At 43.0% G+C, this 26,775-nt stretch carries 19 protein-coding genes and 1 pseudogene; 13 read left to right on the top strand and 7 right to left on the bottom strand.

Annotated elements, in window-relative coordinates:
- Positions 1 to 19: 19 nt before the first annotated feature.
- The 5 genes from IGI67_RS09075 to IGI67_RS09055 all read right to left on the bottom strand — a co-directional run bounded on the left by IGI67_RS09075 (position 20) and on the right by IGI67_RS09055 (position 2,654).
- Positions 20 to 706, bottom strand: coding sequence for a DUF2922 domain-containing protein (locus IGI67_RS09075; RefSeq protein WP_429957479.1), 687 nt, complete (start codon positions 704 to 706; stop codon positions 20 to 22).
- Positions 707 to 755: 49 nt separating this feature from the next.
- Complete coding sequence (locus IGI67_RS09070) at positions 756 to 1,139, bottom strand: hypothetical protein (RefSeq protein WP_429957478.1); 384 nt, start codon at positions 1,137 to 1,139, stop codon at positions 756 to 758.
- Between the two features lie 65 nt (positions 1,140 to 1,204).
- On the bottom strand, positions 1,205 to 1,417 hold the full coding sequence (locus tag IGI67_RS09065; RefSeq protein ID WP_429957477.1) for a DUF2922 family protein: 213 nt from the start codon (positions 1,415 to 1,417) through the stop codon (positions 1,205 to 1,207).
- A 19-nt stretch (positions 1,418 to 1,436) separates the two neighbouring features.
- Positions 1,437 to 1,646, bottom strand: coding sequence for a hypothetical protein (locus tag IGI67_RS09060; RefSeq protein ID WP_429957476.1), 210 nt, complete (start codon positions 1,644 to 1,646; stop codon positions 1,437 to 1,439).
- Positions 1,647 to 1,937: 291 nt separating this feature from the next.
- Entirely contained in the window at positions 1,938 to 2,654 is a 717-nt protein-coding gene (locus IGI67_RS09055; RefSeq protein WP_429957475.1) for a hypothetical protein, read from the bottom strand.
- A 558-nt stretch (positions 2,655 to 3,212) separates the two neighbouring features.
- On the opposite strand from IGI67_RS09055, the gene IGI67_RS09050 reads away from it, so the two are divergent.
- From IGI67_RS09050 to IGI67_RS08990, 13 genes and pseudogenes are all read left to right on the top strand, one after another.
- On the top strand, positions 3,213 to 4,316 hold the full coding sequence (locus tag IGI67_RS09050) for a tyrosine-type recombinase/integrase (RefSeq protein ID WP_429957474.1): 1,104 nt from the start codon (positions 3,213 to 3,215) through the stop codon (positions 4,314 to 4,316).
- A 514-nt stretch (positions 4,317 to 4,830) separates the two neighbouring features.
- The gene (locus IGI67_RS09045) at positions 4,831 to 6,660 is read left to right on the top strand and encodes a SpaH/EbpB family LPXTG-anchored major pilin (RefSeq protein ID WP_429957473.1); all 1,830 of its coding nucleotides are present in this window, start codon (positions 4,831 to 4,833) and stop codon (positions 6,658 to 6,660) included.
- A gap of 158 nt (positions 6,661 to 6,818) precedes the next feature.
- Positions 6,819 to 11,561, top strand: a complete 4,743-nt coding sequence (locus IGI67_RS09040) for a SpaA isopeptide-forming pilin-related protein (protein WP_429957472.1) — start codon at positions 6,819 to 6,821, stop codon at positions 11,559 to 11,561.
- 2 nt (positions 11,562 to 11,563) lie between these two features.
- A complete protein-coding gene (locus tag IGI67_RS09035) occupies positions 11,564 to 12,271 on the top strand; it encodes a pilin N-terminal domain-containing protein (protein WP_429957471.1) in 708 nt (235 codons plus the stop codon).
- A gap of 69 nt (positions 12,272 to 12,340) precedes the next feature.
- Positions 12,341 to 14,110: a class C sortase gene (locus IGI67_RS09030; protein ID WP_429957470.1), complete on the top strand. Its 1,770-nt coding sequence runs from the start codon at positions 12,341 to 12,343 to the stop codon at positions 14,108 to 14,110.
- Between the two features lie 55 nt (positions 14,111 to 14,165).
- Positions 14,166 to 16,347 (top strand): annotated as a pseudogene (locus IGI67_RS09025) (glucosaminidase domain-containing protein).
- A gap of 114 nt (positions 16,348 to 16,461) precedes the next feature.
- Positions 16,462 to 17,040, top strand: coding sequence for a signal peptidase I (lepB, locus tag IGI67_RS09020; protein WP_429957469.1), 579 nt, complete (start codon positions 16,462 to 16,464; stop codon positions 17,038 to 17,040).
- A gap of 28 nt (positions 17,041 to 17,068) precedes the next feature.
- Positions 17,069 to 17,842 carry a hypothetical protein gene (locus IGI67_RS09015; RefSeq protein ID WP_429957468.1) on the top strand — a complete coding sequence of 258 codons (774 nt, stop codon included), beginning with the start codon at positions 17,069 to 17,071 and terminating at the stop codon, positions 17,840 to 17,842.
- Positions 17,842 to 19,446, top strand: coding sequence for a hypothetical protein (locus tag IGI67_RS09010; RefSeq protein ID WP_429957467.1), 1,605 nt, complete (start codon positions 17,842 to 17,844; stop codon positions 19,444 to 19,446). Before IGI67_RS09015 ends, IGI67_RS09010 begins: the two co-directional genes overlap by 1 nt.
- A 42-nt stretch (positions 19,447 to 19,488) precedes the next feature.
- Positions 19,489 to 20,229, top strand: a complete 741-nt coding sequence (locus IGI67_RS09005; RefSeq protein WP_429957466.1) for a hypothetical protein — start codon at positions 19,489 to 19,491, stop codon at positions 20,227 to 20,229.
- 23 nt (positions 20,230 to 20,252) lie between these two features.
- Positions 20,253 to 21,356 carry a hypothetical protein gene (locus IGI67_RS09000; protein WP_429957465.1) on the top strand — a complete coding sequence of 368 codons (1,104 nt, stop codon included), beginning with the start codon at positions 20,253 to 20,255 and terminating at the stop codon, positions 21,354 to 21,356.
- 106 nt (positions 21,357 to 21,462) lie between these two features.
- Entirely contained in the window at positions 21,463 to 22,251 is a 789-nt protein-coding gene (locus tag IGI67_RS08995; protein ID WP_429957464.1) for a helix-turn-helix domain-containing protein, read from the top strand.
- Positions 22,252 to 22,485: 234 nt separating this feature from the next.
- Positions 22,486 to 25,620 (top strand): 5'-nucleotidase C-terminal domain-containing protein, encoded by a 3,135-nt coding sequence (locus tag IGI67_RS08990; RefSeq protein ID WP_429957463.1) that lies wholly within the window; start codon positions 22,486 to 22,488, stop codon positions 25,618 to 25,620.
- A gap of 111 nt (positions 25,621 to 25,731) precedes the next feature.
- Here IGI67_RS08990 and IGI67_RS08985 read toward each other — a convergent pair whose 3' ends face one another.
- On the bottom strand, positions 25,732 to 26,316 hold the full coding sequence (locus IGI67_RS08985) for an ECF transporter S component (RefSeq protein ID WP_429957462.1): 585 nt from the start codon (positions 26,314 to 26,316) through the stop codon (positions 25,732 to 25,734).
- The gene (locus IGI67_RS08980; RefSeq protein ID WP_429957461.1) at positions 26,279 to 26,686 is read right to left on the bottom strand and encodes a DUF4430 domain-containing protein; all 408 of its coding nucleotides are present in this window, start codon (positions 26,684 to 26,686) and stop codon (positions 26,279 to 26,281) included. Before IGI67_RS08980 ends, IGI67_RS08985 begins: the two co-directional genes overlap by 38 nt.
- Between the last annotated feature and the right edge of the window lie 89 nt (positions 26,687 to 26,775).

Below are 26,775 nucleotides of genomic sequence, written 5' to 3'. Positions count from 1 at the left end.
AGGACAGAAGTTGACCAAGCTACTCTAGCTTATGCGGCTGACTATCTGGGTCATCCTTGTTTCGATTTTTCCTTCGCCGGAGCCAGGCAAGAAACCTTTTTCGTGTGCTGAGTTGTTCTGTTTCCTCAAGTTGCGTTGCTGAATTGGTTGCAGGGACACTGGCAGAAGAATCATTATCATCGATTGTGTGCTTTAATCCACTTGTCTGATTTTTTAGTATTAATGAAGTGTGATTACTTCTCGTTTCTGCGGGTCCTTTCAATGCTTCTTCAAGCGCATTTCTTGAGGAATTGTACAAATAGTCATAGCTTCTTCCTGCTTTGACAGGAGTGAATGGAGAATCCTCCAGCTTAATTGAAGAGGCGGTCATTTTTTCCTCTTTATAAGATGATTCAGCTGTTTTTTCTTCTTTAGATGAATCCTCTCCATCATTTTTTGGTGCAGCTTCTTTACATGGTTGCTCAGAAGGAGCTGCTGGATCATTCTCCACATCAAAAATATCAGTTTCGTACGTGGTGACGAACTTTGCCGTGACAACAGTATCAAATAGTTTTACGCCATTTTTTTCAAAAATATCCAATTGAGTCAGTAGTTCGCAAGCTTCTTTGATCTGTTCAACAGGCAAATCGGCATTCACATTTTTGTAGGTCCAGTCGTGCTCTTTGCCTAGACCATTGGTAAAGGTCGTGACTAAATCATGGGTCATTGTTCTGCATTCCTTTCTAAATTAGTTTTTTTGCGTAGGTAAAAACTTATCAAGGTTCGTTGGTTTCTGTAGGACGTACTTTTGCAATAAGAGAACGGACAAGTGACATGGCTTTTTCGCCAAAGTTACGGACAGGAAATACTCTTGCAGCTAATGAGCGCCATTCGGGTGCCATGAAATAATCTTGGAAGTAATAAAAGAAGCGTTTCATAGTACGAGTGGCTTTGGTATTCATAAAAATCTCACGGACAAGATCCTTCAGAATGAAGGCAAACTCCTCCGCACCGAGTTGAAAACGCACGCGTAACGTCAAAATATATTTGATCGTTAGGCTGCTATTTTGAGTTTGGTAATAGTATTCAGTAATTCGTTTTTCTAGTGTTTTTGGTGTTAAATTGAACAATTGTCGGCAAGTTAGTGTTTGCTCATTCATGGATCGTATCCTCCTTTTATGATTAGAGGAAGGCGGGGAGTCCGCCATTCCTCCAGTGATTGCTATTAGAAAATAATCGTTTCAACAGTTTCGACGTACTTTGCGCTGACGACTTGGTTGAACAGCTTTTCGTCGTCCTTCTTAAACAGGCTTAGCATCGTCAGACGTTCCAAGAATCCTCGAATTTCTTCAGGTGCTTTTCCTTCGCCGGGAGTTGGGAAGCTCCATGTTTGCGAACGTCCTGTGCTGGTTTTAAAGATTGCTACTAATTTTTTCATTTCCATTTTCCTCCGTTTCCTAATTCTTCGTTACTCGTGATTGGCTAGTGATGATCACGCCGTCTACTAATGAGTCTTCGTGGTCAAGCGCTCTCATGATCTCGCCTAGTTCGATGATTTCCGCTTCCTTTGGTTCGTCTACGACATTTGGGAACGTGACTTTCTTTAATTTCTCTACACCAGGGACAGCGAGCTGCACTTGTAATTTTGTACTCAACTTTTGAATCATAATGTAATACCTCCATGTGTTTGTATTTTTGTACCGGCCGGTGACTACAAGATAATCGATTTTGAAAAAGAATGCGAACCGCAAAATTGCACTCAACCCCTCAATTTTGCAGGTTTAAAACGAAAGAATAGGCTTTATAGCCTGTCAACAGGTAAATTTGAGGGGTCACGTGTAATTTTGCGACTTGAAAAGGAATCCCGCTATTTGTTACAATGTAAGGTTTTGACTTCTTAACAAACGAGTAGACAAGAAAAAAAAGACCAGATGAACGTTCATCCGGTCTTTGTGAAGCTAGTCGAGTAGCGTAAAATCGTTCGCATCAAGCTTTTTATAGACATGTAGCCAATAAGTTTTTCGATATCGACGAATCAAGTGACCAAAGGGAATCGAAAACTTTGTTAGGCGAACTCTCTTGCTTAACGAGTGAGAAAACGGTGTATTTGGAAGCATTAGATAGTCTAGCGGTCGTTCTCCCGTCTGAACAAATTGAAAGCAATCACGTCGTAGGGTGGCAAAAGCGGCACACGTAATCTCTGCACGAGCAATCACGCTGCGCCGAGCAAGCGGCAAAAGAATCACCGTTCCGTTATCCATAAAAGCATAGGTCTCTCCCTGCAGCTCTTGAACTTTGTGGATTTTAAGCGGATTGATCCAGATCGTTTGATGTCCTCCTTCTAATGGACAAAGGGCAAAGAAGGGACAAATCCAAGGGGATTTATACTGACCGAAACACCCAAAAGATTTGAGACACGTGCTCATGGCTGTATAATCGGCAAAAAAATAGGCAGTTGAAAAATGTTCTAATGTTGTATGTGCACTATTGGGACTGTAGTAAATGTCCTTTTCAGAAAAAACTAAGACGCCCTCCCTTTCTGGAATAGTCATCACACAATCGATTGTATTGACGTTTAGCGGATCGAAAACATCTGCCTTTGCCAAATACTTCTCCCATAATGGGGACCATTGCTTATCATCTAAATACTCCACTGGTTGACTGTACTTCATCATAATATCCTCCCTCAATTGTAAAAGCGCTTTATAAAGAATATACAACAAACAGAAAAAGAAAAAATATTTATTTTCGACAAATGCGCTTAAATAAAAAAGAAAAATGTGTTTTCTATGTTATTTAAACAAGAAAATAAATAAAATCAACAGGGTTATTTTTTAATAGTAATGACAATATTATAATGCAAACATATAATATAAAGGCATCTTTCCCCATGTGGAAAGATGCCTTTATCGTTTCTATTCAAATTTAACTTGGTTAAAAAATTTAATTTTTTCTTCAAAATATTACTTAGTCTTACAAAAAACTAGAAAGTTCTTCACGCAAACAAAAGAGATTAACTTATTTATTCGCTATTTCGAATACGTTTCATAAAGCAATTATATATTATTAATTATTAATAGGCAATATCATTCATAAAAATAATTATATTTAAGAAAAATGGTAAAACAAACAAGGTCGTAGTTACTTTTTCTCTTACTTGAACGTAAAAAACAATAAAAAGTACAGAAATATACGCCGTCTGTTAAGCCGTCAAAAATGGGAGGAGTTTTAGTATGCGTAAAGGAGAAAATATCTATCTACGAAAAGATGGCCGGTGGGAAGGACGATTCCCCAAAGGCAGAAAAGTGAATGGAAGGATCAAGTACGGCTATGTTTATGGAAAAAGCTATTCAGAAGTAAAAAAGAGGCTTTATCCGCTTCGAATTCATTACCAATCCTTGCAACAAATTCAAGGAACCTCGGCTGAAAGCTTTGAAGAGTGGGCAGGGGAATGGCTAAATGAAGTCCAAGAAGAGGTCAAACCCTCGACACTATCCAGCTATCATTACAAATTGACAAAATATATCTACCCAACCCTCAAAGAAGTGCCATTAAATGAACTCACTCTGGAAACAGGGAAGCACTTATTGAAAGACCTGCAACAGCAGCTAGCACGTTCAACGGTACAGGTGATCTTTCGGATTCTCAACAAGTGTTTAAATCGGGCAAGAAAACGCGGAAAGATCCATGCGAACCCTTTTTCCGAGCTGAAAATACCTAAAACAAAGCACAAGAAAACGCGCGCCTTAACACTAACAGAACAAAAGAAAATGATGACGATTGCCTCAAAGGAAAAGAAAGGCTATGGCATTCCAGTTCTCTTAGCCTTGCATTCTGGCATGCGGATCGGGGAGATTGCGGCCTTGCAGTGGTCAGATATTGATTTTGAGACCAACCTGATTACGGTCACGCACACGTATCAACGGATTCCAACCATTGAAGCACAGAAGAAAACGCAGCTCATTTTGACTGATTCAAAAACAGAAGCGTCTGTTCGCGTCATCCCTATCAGTAAAAAATTAAGGAGTCTCTTGTTGCAGCAACGGAAACGAGCCAAAGGAAATTTTGTCTTCACAACCAACGGTCAACCTTGTGAACCGCGCTTATTGACCTATCATTTCCATCGAATCCGAGAAAAAGCCAAGCTTGCGAACGTCCATTTTCACCAATTACGCCATACCTTTGCGACCCGTTGTTTGGAGGCCAATAAAGACATCTCTTCTGTGAGCGCGCTCTTAGGTCACGCCTCTACACAAATGACTTTAGATACCTATGTCGATGCCATGTTGGAGCAGCGGTATCGCGTCATTGAGGAAATGACCCAATTAATTAGCTAAAATAATAGAAAAATATTTTCAAAAAATGACAATGACAATTTTTGGTGTATTCTTTATTTCTTCTCTAAGTAAGCGCTTACTTTATAAGCTGTTTTTATGCTTGAAATAGCGTTAATTACTATTTGCAATTATTTTTAAACAAAAAGGGTTAACGGCGAATTCACAGACACGCGTGCGCCGTCGTTTCTCGTCAAAAATCGCTAGAACCCTTTCTATACCAAGGGGTCTAGCGATTTTCTAGTTTTTTGTAAGACTAAGAAGAAAATAGATTACATATGTGTTGAAAACTAGGGATTTTAACGAAAAAAATTAACTTAATACTGATTTTGAAAGGAGGTATGTTTATCGAAGGACAAACATACAAATGTTTCATTAATCTCCGATCCGAGAGTAAAAATAAGAAGATACTCTTGTATCGGAATAGAAGTGATTGAAAAAGTGGCGGCAACCTTTTTTTCTTTCCTTTATTTTAGCGAATTTGTCACAAAAAAACAAAAATGAAAAGGAGCTTATTATGAATAAGAAATGGATAAGTAAAGCAGCACTGAGTTTGGGTGTGTTAACGATGTTGGGATCTGCAGGAGCAGGACTAGGAACGGTCGCATTTGCTGCACCTCCGGCACAAAATATTAGTGGGAACGCGGCATCTGACAATACGTCGAAGCGTTCGATCACGATTTGGAAATATGAAATCAATAGTACCGCAGAATTAGGGGAACGTGGAGATGGGGAATCTTTAGATCCAGCGACAGCGCCTGATTTAACGGGTAAAAAAGTCATGCAAGATGTGAATTTTGAGATAGTTCGGGTTATTCCTAAGACCGGCGTATCTTTAACTGACCCATTGAAACAAACAGAAGTGGCAGGAGATTACACCATTGATGGAACGTTTACTGCGCAACAAGGCAAAACAGCCGCAGACAGTAGTTTAACCTTTGATGTAGGAACAGGAAAAGCCGGCGACGGGATTTACTTAGTTCGTGAAATTAAAGACAGTTCAGGGAAATACACGTATACCGATCCTGCTACTGGAGAAACAGGGAAGAAAATCAGTAAACCGATGGACCCATTCTTTGTACACTTGCCACAAACAAAACGTGACGATACGAGTAAATTAATCTATGACGTGCATGTGCATCCGAAGAATATCGTTACAGACACAGAATTAGATAAGACGATTGAAGAAGGAAAAGGCTACTCCATCAAAGCCGGAAATGATTTTACATGGGAAGCAACGACCAAATTACCTTCTGGGTTGTATAGTGAAATCGACAAAGAAATGACCATTACCAACTGGTTAGATCCAGCCGACGATACGATCAAAGATTTAGTGATTGGTTCAAGCCAGTTACCGTATGACCTATATGCCAACTACTTCAAAGTAACGGATACATTGGACAAACGTCTTTTGTTACAAGATGTAGAAGTCTATGTGTTAGACAAGACAGGCTCACCTGTGAAATTAACCAATGGTGTGGAATATGAAGTGACGTTAGACGGCACGAAGATTACAGCCCCAAATAAAGTAGAAGATTTAACAGAAACAGCAGATAAAGAAGTCATTGTCAGCTTAACACAAGCGGGAATGAAGAAAGTAACCCTTGATGAGGATACTCATTTGCAAGTGGTGTACAAAGTGACGACGAATAAAGACTTCAATGGAACAATCGCCAATGAGTACGATGTAGATTACTTACTACCTGGACAAGATCCTTTCCATGAAACAAGTGAAGAAAATCCAGAGTATTACGATGGCGGCTTTGACATCTTGAAAACGAAAGAAGATAAAACTTCTATTTTACCAGGAGCGGAATTCCATATTGCGACGAGTGAAGCTGACGCGAATGCGAAGAAATACTTAGCATCAGATGGCAACTCGTATACATTGAACGACGATGGAACAAGTACGCCTGCTTTACCAACTGGAGTTACTTATTTGAAAGCAATCTCTGGAGCGGACGGAAAAGCAGAATTCAATGGTCTAGAATTGGAATGGTTTACGGATACTAATAGTAATGGCAAACAAGACCCAAGTATTCCTGCAGAAGATACTTGGCCAGCAGTTGATCCAGGCAATGGTGATCCGTTTATCTCTAAAAAGTATTGGGTAGTGGAAACAAAAGCACCAGACGGCTATGAATTGATCAAAGATCCGCAAGAAATCACGGTTACATTAGATACCGCTGATGATGCAGTGGTGGAAATGAATATTATTAATAAAAAGAAAACCGACCTGCCATTTACAGGGGGCACAGGCATGACCTTGATGATCGTCATTGCATTAGGTGCGATCGTGATTGGTACAGCGACTATGACGATTGAAAAGAAACGTCGTCAAGCATAGGCACGGATGCGTCAGCGACGATCACTTCAACGAATACCGTTTACGAAGGGTCCTCTTAGTAAAGAGCCGATCCTTCGTATCCATCTATTGAACAGTTCTTTTTGTTTAATAGCTGACATATCGTCTCTTGAGGAGATGGTGGAAAGGAAAGGAAGACGATGAGAAAACCGAACCAACTCAAACGCATGGTCCCCCTCCTTCTTCCTGTCGTGTTGATAATAGGAGTTCTTTTCTTCTATTACCAAGGAAAAGCGCTAAAAGCATCAACGCCTGACTCAATGGTCAGTGTAACAGTGGGAAATGAAGCGGTTCAAAACGATTCTTTGACGACGGAGAAAGAAACCGTTGAGCTGACCCTACAGGCAAAGGAAACCGATATTTATGAACTGCCTTATGATGACACCGTTTCGATCGTTCCTTTGGATGAAGAAGGAAAAGAAACAACGTATCCTCAATTGGCTTCCTCTGACGTGAAAAAGAGTCACGCACTAAAACTCTTTAAAGAGCGCTTGAAAACAACGGAAACAAGCGACAGTCAAGAAGCAAAAAAGGAAGACAAAACGAAGACAACCGAACCAACGGAAACAACAGAAGAAACTGAGGAAATAAATCAACGGCTTCCCTATTACCAAGTTCGCGAAACAGAGGACAAAGGAAGCTTCTATTTTGAGCTAGAAAAAGAACAGGTACAAAAGATTCGCATCACTCGCAAGACCAAAAAGGAACAAACGGTGAATTTGCGTTCCTTAACAGATACGCACACGAAGCAACCAATCGTGGTGTTTAAAGCTACGAAACAGTTGACAGAGACACCGCCTGAAGTTCCTGAAGTCATTGAACCAGTGGCTGATGAGAAACAGGAAGAACCAGCAGAAGTAACGAATACTGAAAACGAAGAAACCACAGAGGAAACACAAGCCCCCGCTGCAGAAAAAGCAAAGATTGATCCGCAGGCAATAAGTAAAGACAAACCTTTTCCGGTCACTGTAACAATTGGGAGAACTACTGGCCTCCCTGATGGTCAAGATAAGAATGGAAATGATATATGGGACAAAACAGCTGGCCCTGGCTATGATACGGATGGGGATGATGATATTGTCCGGACTTTTGACCAAGTGAGCTATCGAGTGACTGCTGGGATTTCCAATATGGATGATAAATATAGCGGTGTGCGTGTTCGTCTGGATATGGAGTTACCAGATGCTTGGCGAAAGGATTCCTCTGGACAAGTTCGGCAAACTGCAGAATTCTCAAACGGAACTTTGACAGATACAGGAGATGGAACGAAAAAATCTACTCGAAGTTCTTGGGCAACGATGCCTAACTCAGCAACTGGGCAAGCTTTTTTTACAGAAACAATTGAAACCTTTGGTGGGGTAAATAAGGACCAATTAAAACCAAAGTTCACCGTGATAATCGAAAGCGCAACATTGAAAAGTGGTGGAACGGAAGAAATAAACCAAGTAATTGATGGCAGTATAAAACCGGATTTGAATGATACGGTTTATGTTAGTGCGAAACCGTTAGTAGATGTTAAATTAGTTTGGAATAAAGATATGATGTCTAATTTTAAGAAAACAACTGGAACTACAGATCAACCGTATTCAATGGTGACAAATGTAGCTGCATATGTTCAATTAAAACCTTTGCCTGATAGAGCGGATATTACTTCTATAAAAGGATCGACTTATCCAGTAGGTGGAATTGAATATGAGATTAGTCAAAAAATGACTTATGTAAATGAAAACACAAATGAGCGTAGAACTTTAAATATTGGAACAGACACAGAGCCAATGGAGGTTATTGCCTATGATGGATTTACTGGTTCAACAATGCCCAATAAAAAATTTACTTCCAAGTATAGTTCCTATGAATCAACATACAAAGAGGTAAAAAGAAGCGGGTTACCAGCACCAGTCGGGTATACTAGAAAAACTTATCCTCCAGATCAACCGTATAGCACTCAGATTGGTATATATGACACGGGAAACTTAAATGTAGAAAACGATTCTAATGAACATAAAATAAAAATAGAAAATAAAGACTACGTGCCCATCAGTGTCGGAGATAACAAATGGCTGTTTTCTGGGGGAACTTCATTGGGAAAAAATGTATTACCATTTTCCGTTGTAGCAATGCAAATGATTTTTCCATATGAATTTTTAGAAAAGCAAGTTGGGATTCCAGGTCATATCGATTATGAATTAAGCGTTTCTTCTGTCACTTATGAAGGAAATGATCAGGAAATCAATAAAAAAGAGGTGTTTCCTTGGGCGAGAAGATGGCCAGGTAAGTACCATAATTATGCAGCTTTTCAAGATAAAAATAGAAAAGGCTTAAGTTCTAACCCAATATCCAATAGAGATTATGCAAGCGCTGGAGACGGCTTAACTTCTCAAAACAATGATATATGGGGGGGATTTCTTGCCTCACTTACTGACCCAGTGGCAAAAACTGCAACTGTATATGGACGTTGGAATGCAAATAGTTTTGTTTTTGATTCTAAAAGAACAACTGCAATAAATATAACTAGTGGAAATGATTCTGCCAAATTTTTAAAAACTTATTATGGGGTTGGAAATAAAGTACCTGATATTCAATTAAGGACAAGTTCACAGTTTGAATCTAAATACAATTGGTATGAAACTGTTGAGGAGGCTTTGAAAAATGGAGAAATAGTTGCTGTAAAATCAATTTTTGAAGTTACTGATATAGCAGGAAATGCCAATTTAGGAGTTTATGTGCCTTTGAAAGTATCAGGGGTAGTGGGTGTAAAAGATTTAGCAAATAATCCTAATATTTTGTTAACCAATTCGTTCTATCTAGCAGAAGATAAAAGTACACAAACTGGTCAATGTCCGAATATAGACGCACTTGATTATAAACCGACAACGTATGACGAAGAAGGAATTAAAGTAGACCCTCATTCTCCACCAGGAAGTTGGGGAGATACTCTGTACATCGTACCAATGACCATTCGACCAACGATATCGACCGAAGAAAAGACGTATGCACCAGATGAAACAGTCAGGTGGACAGTCGAAGGAAAAGTTCAAAGTGGCTCTGAGAATAATCACAAAGTTCAATTTGCAGTTACTATTCCAAAAGAGACACAGTATATAGATGACAGTGCGAAAGATTATCAAGGAAAACCAATTGCCCCCCCATCAAAAGTGAAGAATGGAGATGGGACATGGACGTTGACATGGGTATTGGATTATACAGCTGAAGGCAGTACCTATAATCCGAAAGTAATCTTTGATACATCGATCATTTCTTCCGCTTTGAACTTTGATAATAATGTGGCGGCTTTAAAAGGAAAAGTAATTGCGGATGTTTGGTTAGAAGATGATGATAATATTCGAGATACTTCAGAAGAAAAATTCCGAACCAGTACGACAGATTTTACTGTTACGAATTCTGGTGTCATTGTTGTAGATAAGGTTGTGGATAAGCCATATATCGAGAGTGGGAATGAGATCGATCCAGCAAATCCAACGGATACTCATCCGACAGATTTTACGTATACGATTTCCTTCAAAAACCACTCGCCAATTGCTATGGATAGGGTTCGTATCTTGGATATCTTACCATACAACCTTGATGGACGAGACACCAAATTTCATGGAAGTTATTCGCTGATACAAGTGAAACAATTACCAGGAGGCGTCGAAGGAAAGATTTATTATACTGAGAGTCCTGATTATTATCCGGGGTTCAATCCGAATTCAGTGAACTTAAGTGGTAGTGGTTGGAAACCATTGGGGTCAGATATGACAGTATTAAAAGATGCCAGAGCTATTTTGGTGCAATATGACAAGTTGGATCCAGGAGAAGACATGTCGCTTTCTCTAACATTACGACCAAGAGGACAAGAAGCGGGTGATAAATATGTCAATACGACTTCTTTAAACTCACATTTGAGTGAACATGTTCAAGGGGTCCCAAGTTCTGTCCGCGTTTACGGCCGTGATCTATCCGGTGTGGCTTGGTACGACGACAACTTAGATGGCTTAATTGGAAACAAACCTGCTGGTGGTGCCGAAGAGTGGGCCAAGGATATTCCGGTGAAATTGTATCGGACGAGTATCGAAGTTCCTACCTATCAAAAAGAACTGGTGAAAGAAAGTTTGACTGGTGAGAAATTCATCGATGCTTCAGGAAATTCCTTGGTGAAAACAGATGCGAATGGGAAATACCTGTTTGAGAATTTACCCGAAGGCAAGTATATCGCTGAATTCATTATTGGAGACAAAGTGGTTCAGCGGGAAGTTCGAGTGACGAAGAAAGAGGCCGGCAGTGATGAGAGTCTGAACTCCAAAGCAGATCAGACAACCTATAAGACCGATGCGTTTGAACAGCTGGTACTTGGTGATGTGGCTGGACTTGGTGCCGACGATGCGAAGAATCATGTGAAACACGTCAATCTTGGCTTGATTCGGCCATCCACGATTCGTCTGTTCAAGTATGTCTCTGGAACGGCCATTGATGGGAATAGTGACGGAGAACTTAGTGAATCCGAAAAAGCGACGGGTACCCCGTTGAAGGGTGCGGAGTTCGAGGTCTACGAAGGGGATGCGTCTAGTCCGTTTGCGACTGAAGTGACCGATGATAGCGGGAATCTGAGCTTCGTCAAATTATTCCCAGGCGAACATACCTTGATCGAAACCAAAGCACCAAATGGCTACGAATTGATCAAGACGCCAATCAAGGTCACGATCACAGAAGGCAATCAAACGATCAAAGTCTATCAAGAAGATGACAAGAAAACCAATCTTCCATTTACTGGTGGAACTGGTCCAATGGTCATCGTAATCATGGTAGTCAGCGTTCTGGGGATACTTGGAATGGGAGGTCTTTATTGGTACTATCGGCAACCTGGCAGGAAGGGAGAAGGATAACAATGAACCGATTCTTAACAACGGCTTTTAGCCTTCTTCTCCTGTTGGGAGGAGTGACGGCAGGCGCTTCGAGTAGCGTCGCTGCTGAAGAGACCACAGGCTATTCCATCTCGATCATCAAATACAAGCTGGAAGATCCCGAGCTCTTAACCAATCAATTGCCTTTAGATGGGACAAAAGCTGGGGAGATCAAGGATTCAAAGGGAAACCAGCTGGAGCCTCTCGCTGGGATCACCTATGAAGTGACTCGGGTCTCACCAGTTCAAGGGACGACGGAGTTTGAAGCCGTCGTCGGAGATGACGCTTTTTCCACCACTGTTACGACGGATGGCACGGGAACTGCACGTTTTTCCGGCTTGGCACAAGGGATGTACCGAGTGATCGAAAAGGAACATGCACAGCTGCGTGAAACGATGGCGCCGGTGATTTTAGAATTACCGCTGCCGCAACGAACAGGCGAAGCCTTATCCGATGTCTATCTTTACCCAAAATCAGGGGTGAAGACGGCCTCTGCCAAAGACGATCCGAAGAATAAATTACCAAGCACGGCTGGCGGGAAAAAGGCAGTCACCGCTGCCAACAACGAACGACTCCCCCAGACAAGTGGAAATATTGGTTCGTATCACTCGCTGCTACTCGTTTTAAGCTTCATTTTCATCATGGCTCTGATCGGCTTTCGAGTGATGAAAAATAAGAAGTTTGATTTTTAAGGACGAAAGAGTAACTCGCGATTTTTGGGTTACTCTTTCTTTTCTGATTTTTGTAAAGGATGACACGCCATGAAGACAACCGAAAAACCAAAACAAACCAAACGCAGCCGCTTAGTAATGGGCTTTGCCATTTTTATGATCGTGGCGGGTGTGCTGGTGTTGTTGTATCCGATCGTCGGCAATTATTTAGCCAATCGCGAACGAAGCTCCGCTAGTACGGCCTATGACCATGCGTTAAAGAAGATGTCAAAAAAGGAAAAAGCGGAACAGTACGAACTGGCAAAGCGCTACAATTCCTATATTTTTGACAAGCAACAGGGCAAGTTGCCGGAACCCCTCGCCTATAAAAGCATCATCCAAAATGAGTCAGGCGTGATGGGCACGATCGATATTCCAGCGATTGATATCGAAAAGATGCCTTTTTATCATGGAACCTCCTTTAAGACCTTGGATAAAGGTCTGGGTCATTTGGAAGGCACCTCGATTCCAATTGGCGGGAAAAATACCCGTTCTGTGATCACAGGGCACAGCGGCGTAAAGAATCAAATCTTGTTTACCGATGTGAAGAATCTGCAAGAAGGCGATCTTTTTTATATCAATATTTTAGGCAAACGCTTGGCGTACAAAATTGATTCCTTTGAAGAAATTTTGCCCAGTGAATCGGACAAAGTCAACATCGTCAAGGGCAAAGACCGCGTGACCTTATTGACGTGTACACCGCCTGGGATCAATACATATCGTTTACTTGTCAATGGGCATCGGATCCCATACAAGGAAGCACAAAAACAACGGGTGAAGAAACGAAATCTTTGGAGCTACCAGCATGTAGTGCTCGCTACATTAGCGATCAATCTCTTGTTGTTCTTGCTTTTGGTGTCGATCTATCGCTACCACATCAAGCGTTTCCGTTCGGATGATCCGTTGGTTGCCATGAAAGCGCGGAAACGGCTTCGCCGATTATTCACCATGACGAAGGTCTACTTTATCCTGATCTTTGTCGCGATGTTAACGGTGCTCGCTGTTGCGGCTTACGGCTACGTTCAGATGCAAGAGGATACTTCTCTTGGCGCGGTGGACGTGGGACAGGAAGAACAATTGAGTACGTTCAATCTGGATAAAGTCAATCGCGCGAATTATGCCGAGAAACAAATCGCGAGTGTCAATGTCGCTAGTTATGCGCAGGCACGAGGAAATAGTTACGAAACGACCAATAATTGGGGAATCGGAAAACTTCAAATCCCAAAGGTTGAGATTGATCTGCCTGTGTTAGCAGGGCTCGCCAATGAGAATCTATTAACTGGAGCGGCGACCTACCGAGCAGATCAACAATTAGGAAAAGGCAATTATGTGCTGTTGGCCCATAATATTTTTGAACAAGATGTCCTGCTTCATCGGATCAAACAATTAGCCTTAGGTGACAAAATGTATATTACGGATTTTAAGGATATTTATACCTATGATGTGTCGCTGAATCAGGTGGTCGAGGAGACTGAGGTTTCCTATATCGAAGAAAAAACAGAAGATGGCCGACAAACGTTGACGCTTCTTCGCTGTGAAGGGGACATCGGGACGATCTATCGGCGCGTGGTGCAAGGGAAATTATCGGATGTCCAACCGATCAAGAGTGCCGACAAACAATTGTTAAAGGCAGTCGGCGTGAAGGCGACCGCCTCTGATCAGCAGGCACCTAAAAAAGTGTTGAAGCAACGGCGGGTCACACCCTTTCAACAGTTCGCGATGTTGATTGCAGCGAAATTCGTATCAGAGCCGCTTCAAACAATGGTTCCGATGTTTCTGTTCTTCTTATTGCCAATTTTATTTTTCAGTCTGATTCGATAGTCGATCGCTCTTTTAAGAGAAGCCGATCCTTACTAGTGAGAAAGGAAATGAATGCATGAAAAAAGTAGTTGTGGGGGTATGCGGAGTCCTCGTCTTTATTGGCGGACTAGCGAGTATACGCAGTGGGGTGTTGAAGGCCGGTGAGCTGACCAACGAATCCTCTTTAATAGTAGAAACAGGAACCGTAGAAAGTGTGCCGTCTGTTCCAGAGAGCAGCGAAGCGCCTGTAACTGAAGCGATCGTGCCAGAAGTCGTTGAGGAAGTCCCTGTTGCAGAACCCGAAGTTCCTGTAGCGGAGTCGTCAGAATTACCAGAACCGTCTGTTCCATCAGAAACAGTACCTCCGGCAACGTCGGAATCGGTGCCGTCTGAGAGCAGCACGACAGCGCCATCGACCGGAACAAGTTCGACAGCGGACTCTTCTAGTGGTACATCAAGTGCGACGAAGCCTTCAACGAGTTCGTCTACTTCAAGTACCACAAAACCGAGCAGTACGACACCAAGTAGTACGAAGCCAAGTCAGGGGACGACACCTAGTACGTCAACACCAAGCAGTTCGGTGCCAGCGCAATCCTCGACTAATCAAAGTCAAGAGGAACCAGTCGCACCTGCGCCAACACCTGTTGTGCCAAGTACACCTGCCGCGGCAGCTCCAGTGACACCCAATACGACAAGTGTTCAAGCAAATTCATTTGTCGCGCCAACTGCACCAGAGGCCTTTTCGCAGACGAGTGCACTGAAGCTGCCAAGTGAACTGAAAACAACGGAAGTCGCTCAATCAGATTTGAAGGGTTTTGAGCTGCCATTACTTCGCAGCTTTGAAAATAAAAACCATGCGGCAGTGATTTATGAAGGCATTAAAAAGCTTGGAACGAAACAGGAAGAGGATTACAACGCGAAACAATTAGCAACGGATGTATACCATGATTTATTTGAAAAAGAAATTACTGGGACACCAAAAGAACTGCCGGAAGAAATCAGTGTGGGCAGCTTGTTGTACCAGAAGAAAAAAGATAAAACGACATTGATTGGAATCTACATCGGGGATGATTATTACCTGACGGTTGATGATGTAGAAATTGAGGAAGAAACAGAGGAAGCAGAAGAGAGTACCTCAACTGAAGCTTCTAATGAAGAAACGGAAGAACAGACAGAAAAAGAAACCCAGCGTCAAGTGATAGTGGCGTCGATTGATTTGGAAGACGATCTTCTAGCTCAAGAGTTACCAGAAGCGAACTTGACCGAATATGGGGAACAGGTCCTGGCGGAATATCCAGCTTCTATGAATTTTACTGAAAACGATAGTGCGAAGAACTTCATTGAAACCGTTGGGGGAAGATGCTCGCAAGTTAGGTCAAGAGTACGATGTCTTCGCCTCTGTCATGATTGCGCAAGCCTTAATAGAAAGTGGATCAGGGACTAGCACGTTATCCTTATCTCCAAATCATAACTTGTTTGGGATTAAAGGAACCTATCAAGGACAATCCGTATCGATGGCAACTCAAGAGGATCGAGGAAATGGCGATTTGTATTCCATCAACTCAGCGTTTCGTAAGTATCCAAACTACGCAGCGTCCTTAGGGGATTATGTAGAACTCTTGCGCGGGGGCATTTCAGGCAACGCGGGATATTACCAGCAAGCATGGCGTTCTGAAGCGAAGAATTATTTACGCACAACGAACGCATTAACAGGAACCTACGCGACGGATACGACCTATGGGCAAAAATTAAACTCGATTATCGCGTTATACCATTTGACTGAATACGATCAGGTGAAAACGGACGGTGCTGGTTCTGGCGTCTTCATCAAAGGCAAAGAAGAAATTCCCGAGGAATACCGCAGCCGTATGAAATACCCAGACTACAACGGTGTGAATTACAATAGTTCTGGCTCTTATCCCGTCGGACAATGTACGTGGTACGCCTTCAATCGGGTGAAGCAATTAGGCAAAACCGTTGATGACTATATGGGCAACGGCGGCGAGTGGGCAACCAAAGGAAAAGCGCTCGGTTATGAAGTAAGCCAGAAACCAAAAGCTGGGTGGTTGATCTCCTTCAAGCCGGGCGTTGCTGGATCAGATCCGAGGTATGGGCATGTAGCCTTTGTGGAAGTCGTTCGACCAGAAGGCATTTTGATCTCAGAAGGCAATGTTTATGGCGGTACAGTGATTTCGTATCGAGTGATTGACACGGCATTGGCTACTTCTGATCAAGTTTCCTATATCAAAGCAAAGTAAAAGAAGTTCAGCTTATCGGCTTTACTTCTTGCTTCAGTAAGATGGCTTAACAAACATTAGCGGAAAGAGAGCCAATTCGATTATAAGATAAGAAAAAAAGGAGCACCGTAACTTATGGCAACTGTTCGTTCACGTCAACTAAAAAATGAAGACCATCCGCCAAAGCGGTCGATCGCAAAAAGTCTCGTTCTCACCATTTTGACCCTCTTATTGTTGGTCACCCTGTTCATTTCAGGCCAGCTGGTGCGCAGAGAATACAGCTTTCATCCGATCTCCGGCACCTCGATGAGTCCGACACTGACGGAAAAGGATATGGTCTTGGTCAAAAGGCGTGATCCCATCCATCGTTATGACGTGATCGCTTTTTCTGTCAAAGGAGAAGAAGGCAAATTCGTTAAGCGGGTGATCGGCATGCCGGGAGATCCGATGTTCATCCGCAATGATCGGATGGTCCTGAACATCGGCGAGCAGGGAGATTTTGAGACGACCTACACGTTTCAGCTGTCTCCGGCTGTCGCCGAGGAGTTTCAGGAGTTAACAAAGGTTCCCAAAGGGCTGTATTTCACGACGGGCGACCATATCGATGTGTCGAAGGATAGTCGTACCTTTGGCTTTGTCTACAAAAAGGAAATCGAGGGGACGGTGCAGTTCCATCTTCCATCATTGATCAGAAAGCAGGCGGATAGTGAATGAAGCAGGTTCTGCTAGAGGAGAGAGCATCATGTATCTACTAGGAATACTCAGTGTAGGCCTCATTGTTTTAGCAATTATTCTAACCATTGTACGACTACTCTTTGACTTACGATTCGCCGCGATTCAAAAGGAACCGGATCAATCGCCTTTGTTTCGTCGAAAGGTCAACTACTTAAGAAAGCTTGAACAGGCGAGACATATTCGTTACTTACTGCTTACCTCGCTAGTGACTGGTGTTGCCTTAGTATTGTTTATTGGTTCATTTCTCCTTTTGGCGGAGGATCATCAGAAACTAAAAAGAAAGAATATTCAATTAGAAAAGCGTGTCGAAGGGATGGAGCACCGACAGGAACAACTTATCCTAAGCATCCCCTTGAAGAACTATCCAGAAGATGGGATCGGGCTAAAAACGTATGAGTGGGATAAATTAGCTTCAGAAGTGAAAGATTCAACACTGCAAAATCAAATGGAAGCCGAGATTACCCGACAGACGATGCCTTATTTTGGTTCTGTCGAGACGAGTGTTTCATTGTCCGAGCCGAAAACAATGTCTCTTCAATTGAAGGGACAAATGGAGGACGAGGCCAGTAAAGAAACGATTCAAAAAAATATTGATCGTTTTGCGAAGGAAGCAGAAGGAGTATCTGAGCTGACGGCTATTCATGTTCGGATGAATGCATCCGTTGGAAAAGAGAAAAAAGTTGTATATAGCGTGAACTATTTTCGTGAAAACGGTGAGGGTGTGTTCAACAAAAAGAATGTTTCCGAGCAGAATCTAAAGAATGATGGTGAGAAAGGCTAATGGCAGAGAATAAGAAAAAACGAAAATGGCTGTCTACGAATGCGTTGAAGGAATTTATCAACGATATTACCGAAGAAGAGTTGAAGGCGGAAGAACGATACAACGAAACCCATCGGCTTCATGAGCCGTTTGAGTTGGGGGCTGAAGAACAGTCTGAATCTGATTTAGACGAGCTGATCCAGGAACAGGAAGCTGTCACCAAGCAGCCGCCTGAATCTGTCGCAGATGAACAAGAGCAGCAACAAGAAACGGAAGAAATGCTTGCGCATCAAGCACTCCAGCAGATGCAGGAAGAACTAGCACGGTTAAAGGAAGAAGCGCAAACCAGCATTCATCAATTAGAGGCTGAAAAGGAAGCGTTGGAAGAAATGCTTGCCTTGGAACAGACGAGACGGTCAGAGGAATTGAGTGAACGAGACGAGGAGTGGCAGACGAAGCTTACCGAACTCCATGAGGAAAAGAAAGAAACCGAGTCAACGATCGCTCAGCTCCAGCAACAATTAGAAGAGAAAGAAAAAGAATTCGAATCAACGGTGGAGCGAATCAGAAATGAAGAGGCAGAAAAAGAAGCCGCGGCAGTGAATCTGAAGGAGCTGACGCAACAGCTTAAGGAGTATCAAAAGAAGTATCAGGAGTCGCAGGCAGAAAATCGTGAAAAAGAAAAAAAGCTGACTCAGATCAGCACAGAAGCAGCGAACGCGAAAGAAGTCGTCCAGCAGCTGGAAGTACAGTACAGCGAATTGGAACAAGACTATCAACAGTTACATACCATCAATCAAAAGAGCGAAACGAAACTAAGCGAGCTTCGCGAGGAGAATGACACCTTGCTTGAACTGTTGGAGGAAAAGGAACAAGAAATTGACGCTGAGCTGACACGTCTCAGAGAAGACAACGCCAAGTACCGGCAGACGATTCAACAGCTAAAGGAACAAGTCGCTCAAAAGCTTAAAAATGCATTGGAGGAATCACACATGGATGTTGGGGAACAAGGGCAAATGCCAGAGGAATATGTACAAGATTCAGAAGAAACCACTGAAAATATGGAGCAGTTAGCAGCCGAGAAAGAAGCCCTTAACAGCGCCCTGTTCGATGCTCACGAAGAGATTGCGAAGCTGGAAGAAAAGACGAGTGTATTGGAGCAGCTGGAAGCTGAAAAAGAGCGGCTGGCGAGTCGCTTGGCAGATGCGCAGATCGAATTAAGCAAGCTGCGAGAACAAAAGGCCAATGAAGAAAGTCTTGAGCTGATCCAAGCGAAGAAGCAAGTCGATGAGCTGGTGGAAAAGAACGAGCAGCTCAAAAAAGAAGTCCTGCAATCCCAACAGGAAATCGGGGAGGTACTAATCTCAGCGAAGAAGCAGGCGAACCGTACCGTGGAAGAAGCACAGGTGGAAGCAAAGCACATGATCAGCTCAGCGGAATTGGAATTAGAAAACATCAGCAACCGGGCGAAAAAAATTCTGATCGAAGTCTCGGAATCACGGAAGAATGTGCTTTCGATCTATGATGATCTGGAATTTAAGGTCGAGGCCTTATCGAACGGAACGCTGTTAAAAGAGATAAAGAAAAACAAACAGGATCAGAAACTGTCCGATTATTTTGATTAGCAGTGAAACGAAACTAGAGAGAGAAAAGGGGATACGAACATTTTGATCATAAATTGGCTAAGTATCGCACTGGTCATCTTGATACTCATTGTTTGGTTTCGACGAATGATCATCAAGGTGCAGCTGCAGCGGCTTCAGGTACCGCCGAATACGCCGTTATCCTTCCAGAGAAAGCTGGAATATGTCAAACAAGTCGAACAGGAAAAGCACGTGTCAGCCTTGTTATTCCTCACGCTTTTTTTATCGGCAGGCCTGTTGTTGACTACCTACGGACTGTTTCAAATGGAGGATCAGCTGCATGTCGTTACGGAACGAACCAATCAGTTAAAAGACGAGCTGTATACGTTAAAAAAAGAACAGAAGCAACTGATCAACAAAATGCCTATCAAAGCTTACCCGGCGAAGGGTATCGGGTTAAAGGAGTATCCATGGGAGAAGCTATTCTCAGACGAAAATCGTGAGAAGCAATACGAGATCGAGAGTGACCTATCCACGAAGGTGAGCCCGTATTTCGGGTTGTCTACCACCTTGATCGTGTTGGACATTCCGACACAGACACTGAATATCGCGTTGGCTGGTGATTCTGGCAGTGAGGAGAATCGTCAACAAATCAAGGACAACGTCAAAGCCTTCGCTAAGGAAGCGAAGGATATTTCCAAATTGACCCAGATCACCTTCCAGATGAACCTGATGAATGATAAGAACAAGAAAAAGACCTATAGCTGTACATTTTCTCGTGAGAAAGCCGACGAAGAATTTTCATTGATCCAAGAAGAAGAGTAAAAAAAAGAGGAGTGGGAGTCAGTATGAACGCACAACAAAAGAAGAATGGCTGGTTTTTCAATAAGAATATCATCGACGAAATCAATTCTGTTCCAGAAGAAGAGATCATGATTGACGAACAACCAAATCCCCCAGCGGAAGGTCCGGCCAAAAAGCAAAGTGAAGAGCTTGCGGAGCTGAAACGGTTAATCACCGAAAAGGATGGCTTGATCGAACAAGGCAAAAAGGAACATGGACTGGAGAAGCAGCGCTTACTCAAGGAAAATGACAAATACAAGCAGGCGCTTCTGCGAACAGGAGAGGAAAAGGCCGAGAATCGTCGCCAGATCCAAGACCTGGAATCTGAAATTCGACGAAATCGGCAAGAGATCCAGCGCTTGCAAGAGAATAAAGAGACGGGCTATTTGAAGGAACAATTAGATCAGGCGGAGGAAGAGATAGCGAACTTGAAAGCCGCTTTGGAAGATCATCAGACCGTCGAAGAGGAGCTGAAAGAGGCCAAGCAGCAGATTCATGCGTTCGCCATGAGTCAAAAAGAAGGCGAACGCCAATATCAAGAGACGGTTCAGCAAATCGAGCGCGAAATGGCTACGCTCGCTGCTGATCTGGAGAAAAAGGAAGAATTGGTGGTCCAGCTGGATCAATTGATCGCAGACAAGGATCAACAAATTCTGGAAAAGGAAGAGCTTGTTCAGCAAGTCATCGCGGAACAGAAGCATCAGGAGTCTGTGATCGAAAGCGATCACATCGAAAAGCTGCAACAACAGCTTGCGACGCTTCAAAACGAGAACGAGCAGTTGAAGCAAGAGGCGATCCATTCGCAGCATGAAATCGGTGAAGTCCTGATTTCCGCTCGCCGCCAGGCCAATCGGATGGTGGAAAAGGCGAAGATGGACGCCCAGCGCATCGTCAAGGATTCAGAGGCAGAACTGCAGACGATCCATGATCGAGCCAAAGAAATCTCGTGTGAAGTCGATGAATCCCGTCAAACAATCATGAGCATCTATGAAGAGCTGAAGAGCCGAGTGGATCAATTGGCCCAGAGTAATGTGCCGGATTTAGAAGAAATCAAAGGACGCTATGACTATCCGAAGGTCTCTGTGATCGCTCGCAAAGAGTTTCAGTAAACGCAATCGGGGAGGGCAGCAACAGCCCTTCTCCAGATACATAGTGCTTCAATAGTCGAAGGAAGCCTGATTATCAGTAGGGTTTAACCAAAAAGGGGAGATTAGCATGAATCAAATCTTGATTCTGACGAAAAATATTTTAGCTGAGCAGGAGATTCAGCAAAAGCTGCAGGCGTTGAATTATGAAGTGTATTGTTCCGCGCGGATGCTCGAAACCAGCCGCCAGCAAGTCGAGATGTTGGAGTTTTTCAACTTTTTTCAGTATGTCATTTTGAGTGAAACGATTTGTGAATCAGAAGTAATGGAGCTCGTGCCGCTGTTGCGAAAGCAGCCCATCCGCATCATTCGAAAGGTAGAAGCCAAGGTGACTGAAATGGATCATCAGTATTTAGAAGAGGAGCTCCTTCACGCGATCATCTCAAATGAGGACTCCGTTGATGAATTGCGGGAGTGCTTGTCTAATTTGAAGCAGCAGAAAAACGAGCATGCCTATGAGAATAGGAACTACGTACAATTATCGGATAAAGTCTCCTTGATTCGTCCCAATGTCCTGCACAAGGGACTCACGAATCCAGAGGATAATTATCAATTTTTAGAAGTCCTGCATCATCTGTCCACGACAGAAACGAGGATCCTGTCTATCTTGCTTCACGCGGGAAACAAGGTGGTTACCCGCGAAACGATCTGTCATCAAATTTGGAATGAAGACGTCAATAAGTCGCACTTGGCCTCACTATCCAGTACGGTTACCCGCATCAAAACCAAGTTTGAAGCGACGAATCTAACCAATAAGGCGATCCAAACGTTATGGGGCAAAGGCTATCGGATCAATCCCGAGCTGTTAGATCGCATCAATAAAAACGATACCCTTCATACCCTCGTTTCAAATGGCTAGTGACCATATAAATGAGTGATTAAAAGAATCCCTATAGAGCGTCGTATCTGATTGCAGATTCGGCGCTTTTCGAGTTGGTTCAATCGGTTCGGAGATTGAAAATTCATTTCTTTTTAACGTTAATTTCTGTCTTTTTTTGTTGAAATAGCAGAAAATGAGAATAAAGTTTGAATATTTCGTGAAGGATTGTTATCATTTCATTTGTAAGCGTTTCAAACTGAAGGAGATGATTTTTTGAAAAGGTCGAGTGTCATAAAAAGTGCGGTAACATTATTTACAGTTTTAGGTTTTACTTTGCCGTCAGGCTTAGCGGCAGCGGAAACGATCACCAGTGAGCTGAATAGTTCGATAAGCAGTCAAGCGAGTAAAACAATAGATAGCACCACCAGCGTTGCAAGCAGTGAGGATACGAGCAGTCAATCAGCAGAAGCCACCACTGAGAGCAGTTCCGCTGAGGAAGAAGCACCTAAGGACGCAACAACTATTCCAATCCAAATGTTGGGGATCAATGATTTTCACGGTGCGTTGAGTACCACGGGAAGTTACTATGGTGCAGACGGCTCAAAAATATCTGGCGCTGGAACCGCAGCGTTATTAGCCGGATACTTCAATCAGGCAGAATCGAAGTTTCTGGCTGATAATAATGAAGGGAAAAGTCTTCGTGTCCAGGCCGGCGACATGGTGGGCGCAAGTCCTGCCAATTCTGGTTTGCTGCAGGATCAGCCAACGATGCGAATTCTAAATCAAATGAAATTTGACGTTGGAACGTTAGGAAACCACGAATTTGATGAAGGATTAGGAGAGTTTAATCGTATTCTGACTGGAACGAAGCCAGATGAGGGTTCAGGCTTCTATGACATCGTGAATCAGTATAATAAAGACTATCCCCAGGAACAATTAATGGGCGGCTTTGATATCGTCATCGCAAATGTTCATGAGGAAAATGGTAGTATTCCTTTTGGTTGGCGGCCGTATATTATCAAAAATGTTGGGACTGAATCGGAACCAATAAACATCGGATTTATTGGTGTTGTTACGACTGAGATTCCCAATTTGGTTTTAGCTGAACATCATAAGGATTATACGTTTACTGATCCAGCGGAAGAAATCGCGAAGTATTCCAAGGAGTTAGTTGATCAAAAAGTGAATGCGATCGTTGTACTTGGTCATACACCATCTGTCCAAGGCGCTGGTGAAAGTGTCAGTGGAGAGACCGCTGAGATTATGAACAAAGTGAATCAAGCGAATCCGAATAACAGCGTGGATGCGTTCTTTGCTGGACATAATCATGTCTATACGAATGGGGTTGTTGGAAATACCCGAATCGTTCAATCAACTTCACAAGGTAAAGGTTATATCGATTTGCAGGGAGAATACGATACAACTACACAAGACTTTGCGACCACACCAAAAGCAACAGTTAGTCCAGTGATTCCAGCTGATGGCATTACACCTGACTCAGCGGTACAAGGAATTGTCGCGGATGCGGACAGTCGCGTGAAAGAAGTGACCGACAAAAAAATCGGAACGGCCGATAAAGCAGAAGACATCACTCGAACAGCCAACGAGATGGGAGAATCTCCTGTCGGTAATCTTGTGACAGACGCGCAAGTATACATGGCTGAGAAAAAAGGACAGCCGGTTGATTTTGCCATGACGAATAACGGCGGTATCCGAGATGATTTAAAGGTGAAGTCAGACTCATCGATTACTTGGGGCGCCGCGCAGGCTGTTCAACCCTTTGGGAATATCATGCAGATCGTCGAAATGACAGGACAGCAAATCGAAAATGTGTTGAATCAGCAGAGCAGTAAGTATTTCCTTCAAGTCTCTGGTTTAAAATATACAGTAGAAAAAAATCCTGATGCCAGTGACGCAGACCATCCTTATGTGGTTAAAGAGTTAACAAAATCAGACGGCACAGCGCTTAAGGCGAATGAAACCTATAAATTGATCATCAACGACTTCCTATATGGCGGAGGCGATGGGTTCTCTGAATTCACCAATGCGAATCTGGTTGGTGCCTTAGACCCTGATACAGAAACATTTATCGGGTATATCGAAGATTTGGAAGCAAATGGCAAGAAAGTTTCGGCTGCCATCGAAGGGCGCAAAACGTTAGCGGCAATCGATCCAGCGGCAGAAGAAACTGAAAAGATAAAAGCAGAGACCGAATTGGCTGATTACCATGAAGGGGACAGCTATTTCACTGGAAAAACGATCCCTAACGGTGAAGTGACGATTGCACTAGCTAAGGCACGCGCAATGGGTCCGGTGAAAGGAACGGCTGATAAAGATGGAAACATCAAGATTGCTATAGATCAGCTAGGCTTGACAGAAGGCCAGAAGCTAACAGTGAGCATCGAAGGCGAAAATGGCGGTAAAGCGGAATTTTCAATGACGGTTTTAGCGATGGCAACAAGCAGCACAACATCAGATTCATCGACAGAGCCGACAACAAGCAGCACAACGTCAGATTCATCGACAGAGCCGACAACAAGCAGCACAACGTCAGATTCATCGACTGAGCCAACAACAAGCAGCACAACGTCGGACTCATCGACAGAACCAACAACAGTCCCTGATCCAAGCATAGCGGAAACGAAATTGATTAAAGAAAAAACTAAGTTAGATGAACTGTATGAAGGCGATGCATACTTATCTGGTGTGACGATTCCAAATGCAACGATTGAAGTCGCTGTTCCAGATGCTGGAAATGAGAAAGCAGCCGAAGCAGTACCGCAGGCAAAAATTGCTGTGCAGGCCGAAGCTCCGCAAACCTCTGATGCAGAGGGCAAGTTCAAAATTGATGTACAAAATATGAATTTGCAGGCTGGACAGTCTGTTGTGGTCAATGTGACAGGGCCAAACGGCGGATCAGCAGGTTTCTGGAAGACAGTTGCAGCAAAATCAGGAACCAATCCGGCCGCAGATGCGGAAACAGAAAAGATCAAGAAAGAAACAAAGCTGGCGAATATTTATGAAGGGGATACACAGCTGACAGGGAAGACGATCGCAGAGGCGACGATTGATGTGTCCATTGCAAAAAGTGAGAATTTTGCATTAGGAAAATCAGATGTAAATGGAAATATCCTTCTGGATGTCAAAGAGTTGGATGTGAAAAAGGATCAAAAAGTTATCGTTACTATCATAGGGCCAAGCGGTGGCAGGGCAGTGTTTGAGAAGACAGTACTTGGAAAGATCGTTGCTTCAAACGTGAACACGCAAACACCAAGCACCACTGGTTGGATCGATAGTACGATTGGAAAAATCTATCCGAAAACGGGTGAGGGCAAACAACCGATTTTGGTCCTGCTGGGCATAGTAACTTTAGGCGCCAGCGGATGGATCTATTTCAAGAAAAGATAATGAATGGAGTTAGGGCCGAATCCGCTTGTGGATTCGGCTTTTCTGCTGAAAAACAAAGCACCGACTTCTTTTTTTCAAAAGAGCCGGTGCTTTTGTGTTTTTCTTTATCTGTTACTTACTACTTGCCCTTCGCCATCTTTGTATCGTTTGCGTCAATAATTTTCTTAAAATCGGCGTTAGCAATAAATAGAACGCAACATTCCCCACCGCATGCATGACGTCCGTGGGAACGCCTGCTAGATAATAGGGCAAGAAAGCAGAGATGCCAAAAAAGGGCGCCTGAATAGCAGAAATAAACAAACCAAATAATAGACCGGTTATTCCTGCGTAGATTGCTTGTACAAGGATGCTATTCTTGAATGCAGGCAGCTTCTTCAATAGGCCTGTCAAAAAGATGATCAAAAAATAAGTGACAATTTGCGCAACAGTCCATATTCCCATACCCATATAAAAATTGGTGATTAGAATGGAGAGAACACTGACGATCAATCCTTGATAAACGCCCCAATAGATCGTAATGATCAACAATATTGCTGTAACGGGCTGAACATTTACAATAAATTGAAAAAAGGAACGGCTGACGACGCACAGTGCGATCATCATTGACAGCAGGCTCAATTCTTTGACTCCTAGTGTAAAGATAGAATAGACCTTGCTATTAGAATTGTTCAAGCTTGAACACCACACGATCCCCATCCTTCAACACAACATCTTTTGCGCCAGAATTTACTTGCTCATCGTTAATCGTGAATACCCAATACTTTTTATTTTTTTCGTCTTGGGCGTGACCGTCGATCGAGCTGATCATTCCGTCATCATCCTCAATCTCATAATTCTTCTCGAGTACATCAAATAACTTTTCCCCATCCTTAAAAGCTATTTCTTTTTTCGACAGCTCTTTGTCTCCATCTAATAGAGTAATCGTGGATGTCACTTCGGCTTTTTTACTGCTGGATACTTCTTCCTTGGTCGTTGATTTATCAGTTGAATCTGCTTCCTTTGTTGTGCAGCCGCTAAATGCCAATAGGCTCGCTAGTAGTGTAAAGACTAAAATTTTTTTCTTCATGTGAGATTCTCCTCTTTTGTTGTGGATTAATAAAAAAGACGCCCTGAAATAAAAGGCGTCTAAAAAAGCTTGAAGCAAACGACCCTGAT

Origin of the sequence: Enterococcus sp. AZ196 (genome assembly GCF_050498845.1) — a bacterium.
Classification (GTDB): Bacteria; Bacillota; Bacilli; order Lactobacillales; family Enterococcaceae; genus Enterococcus_A; species Enterococcus_A murrayae.
Note: the sequence above shows the minus strand (reverse complement) of the source record. Positions and strands in the feature narration are given on the sequence as shown.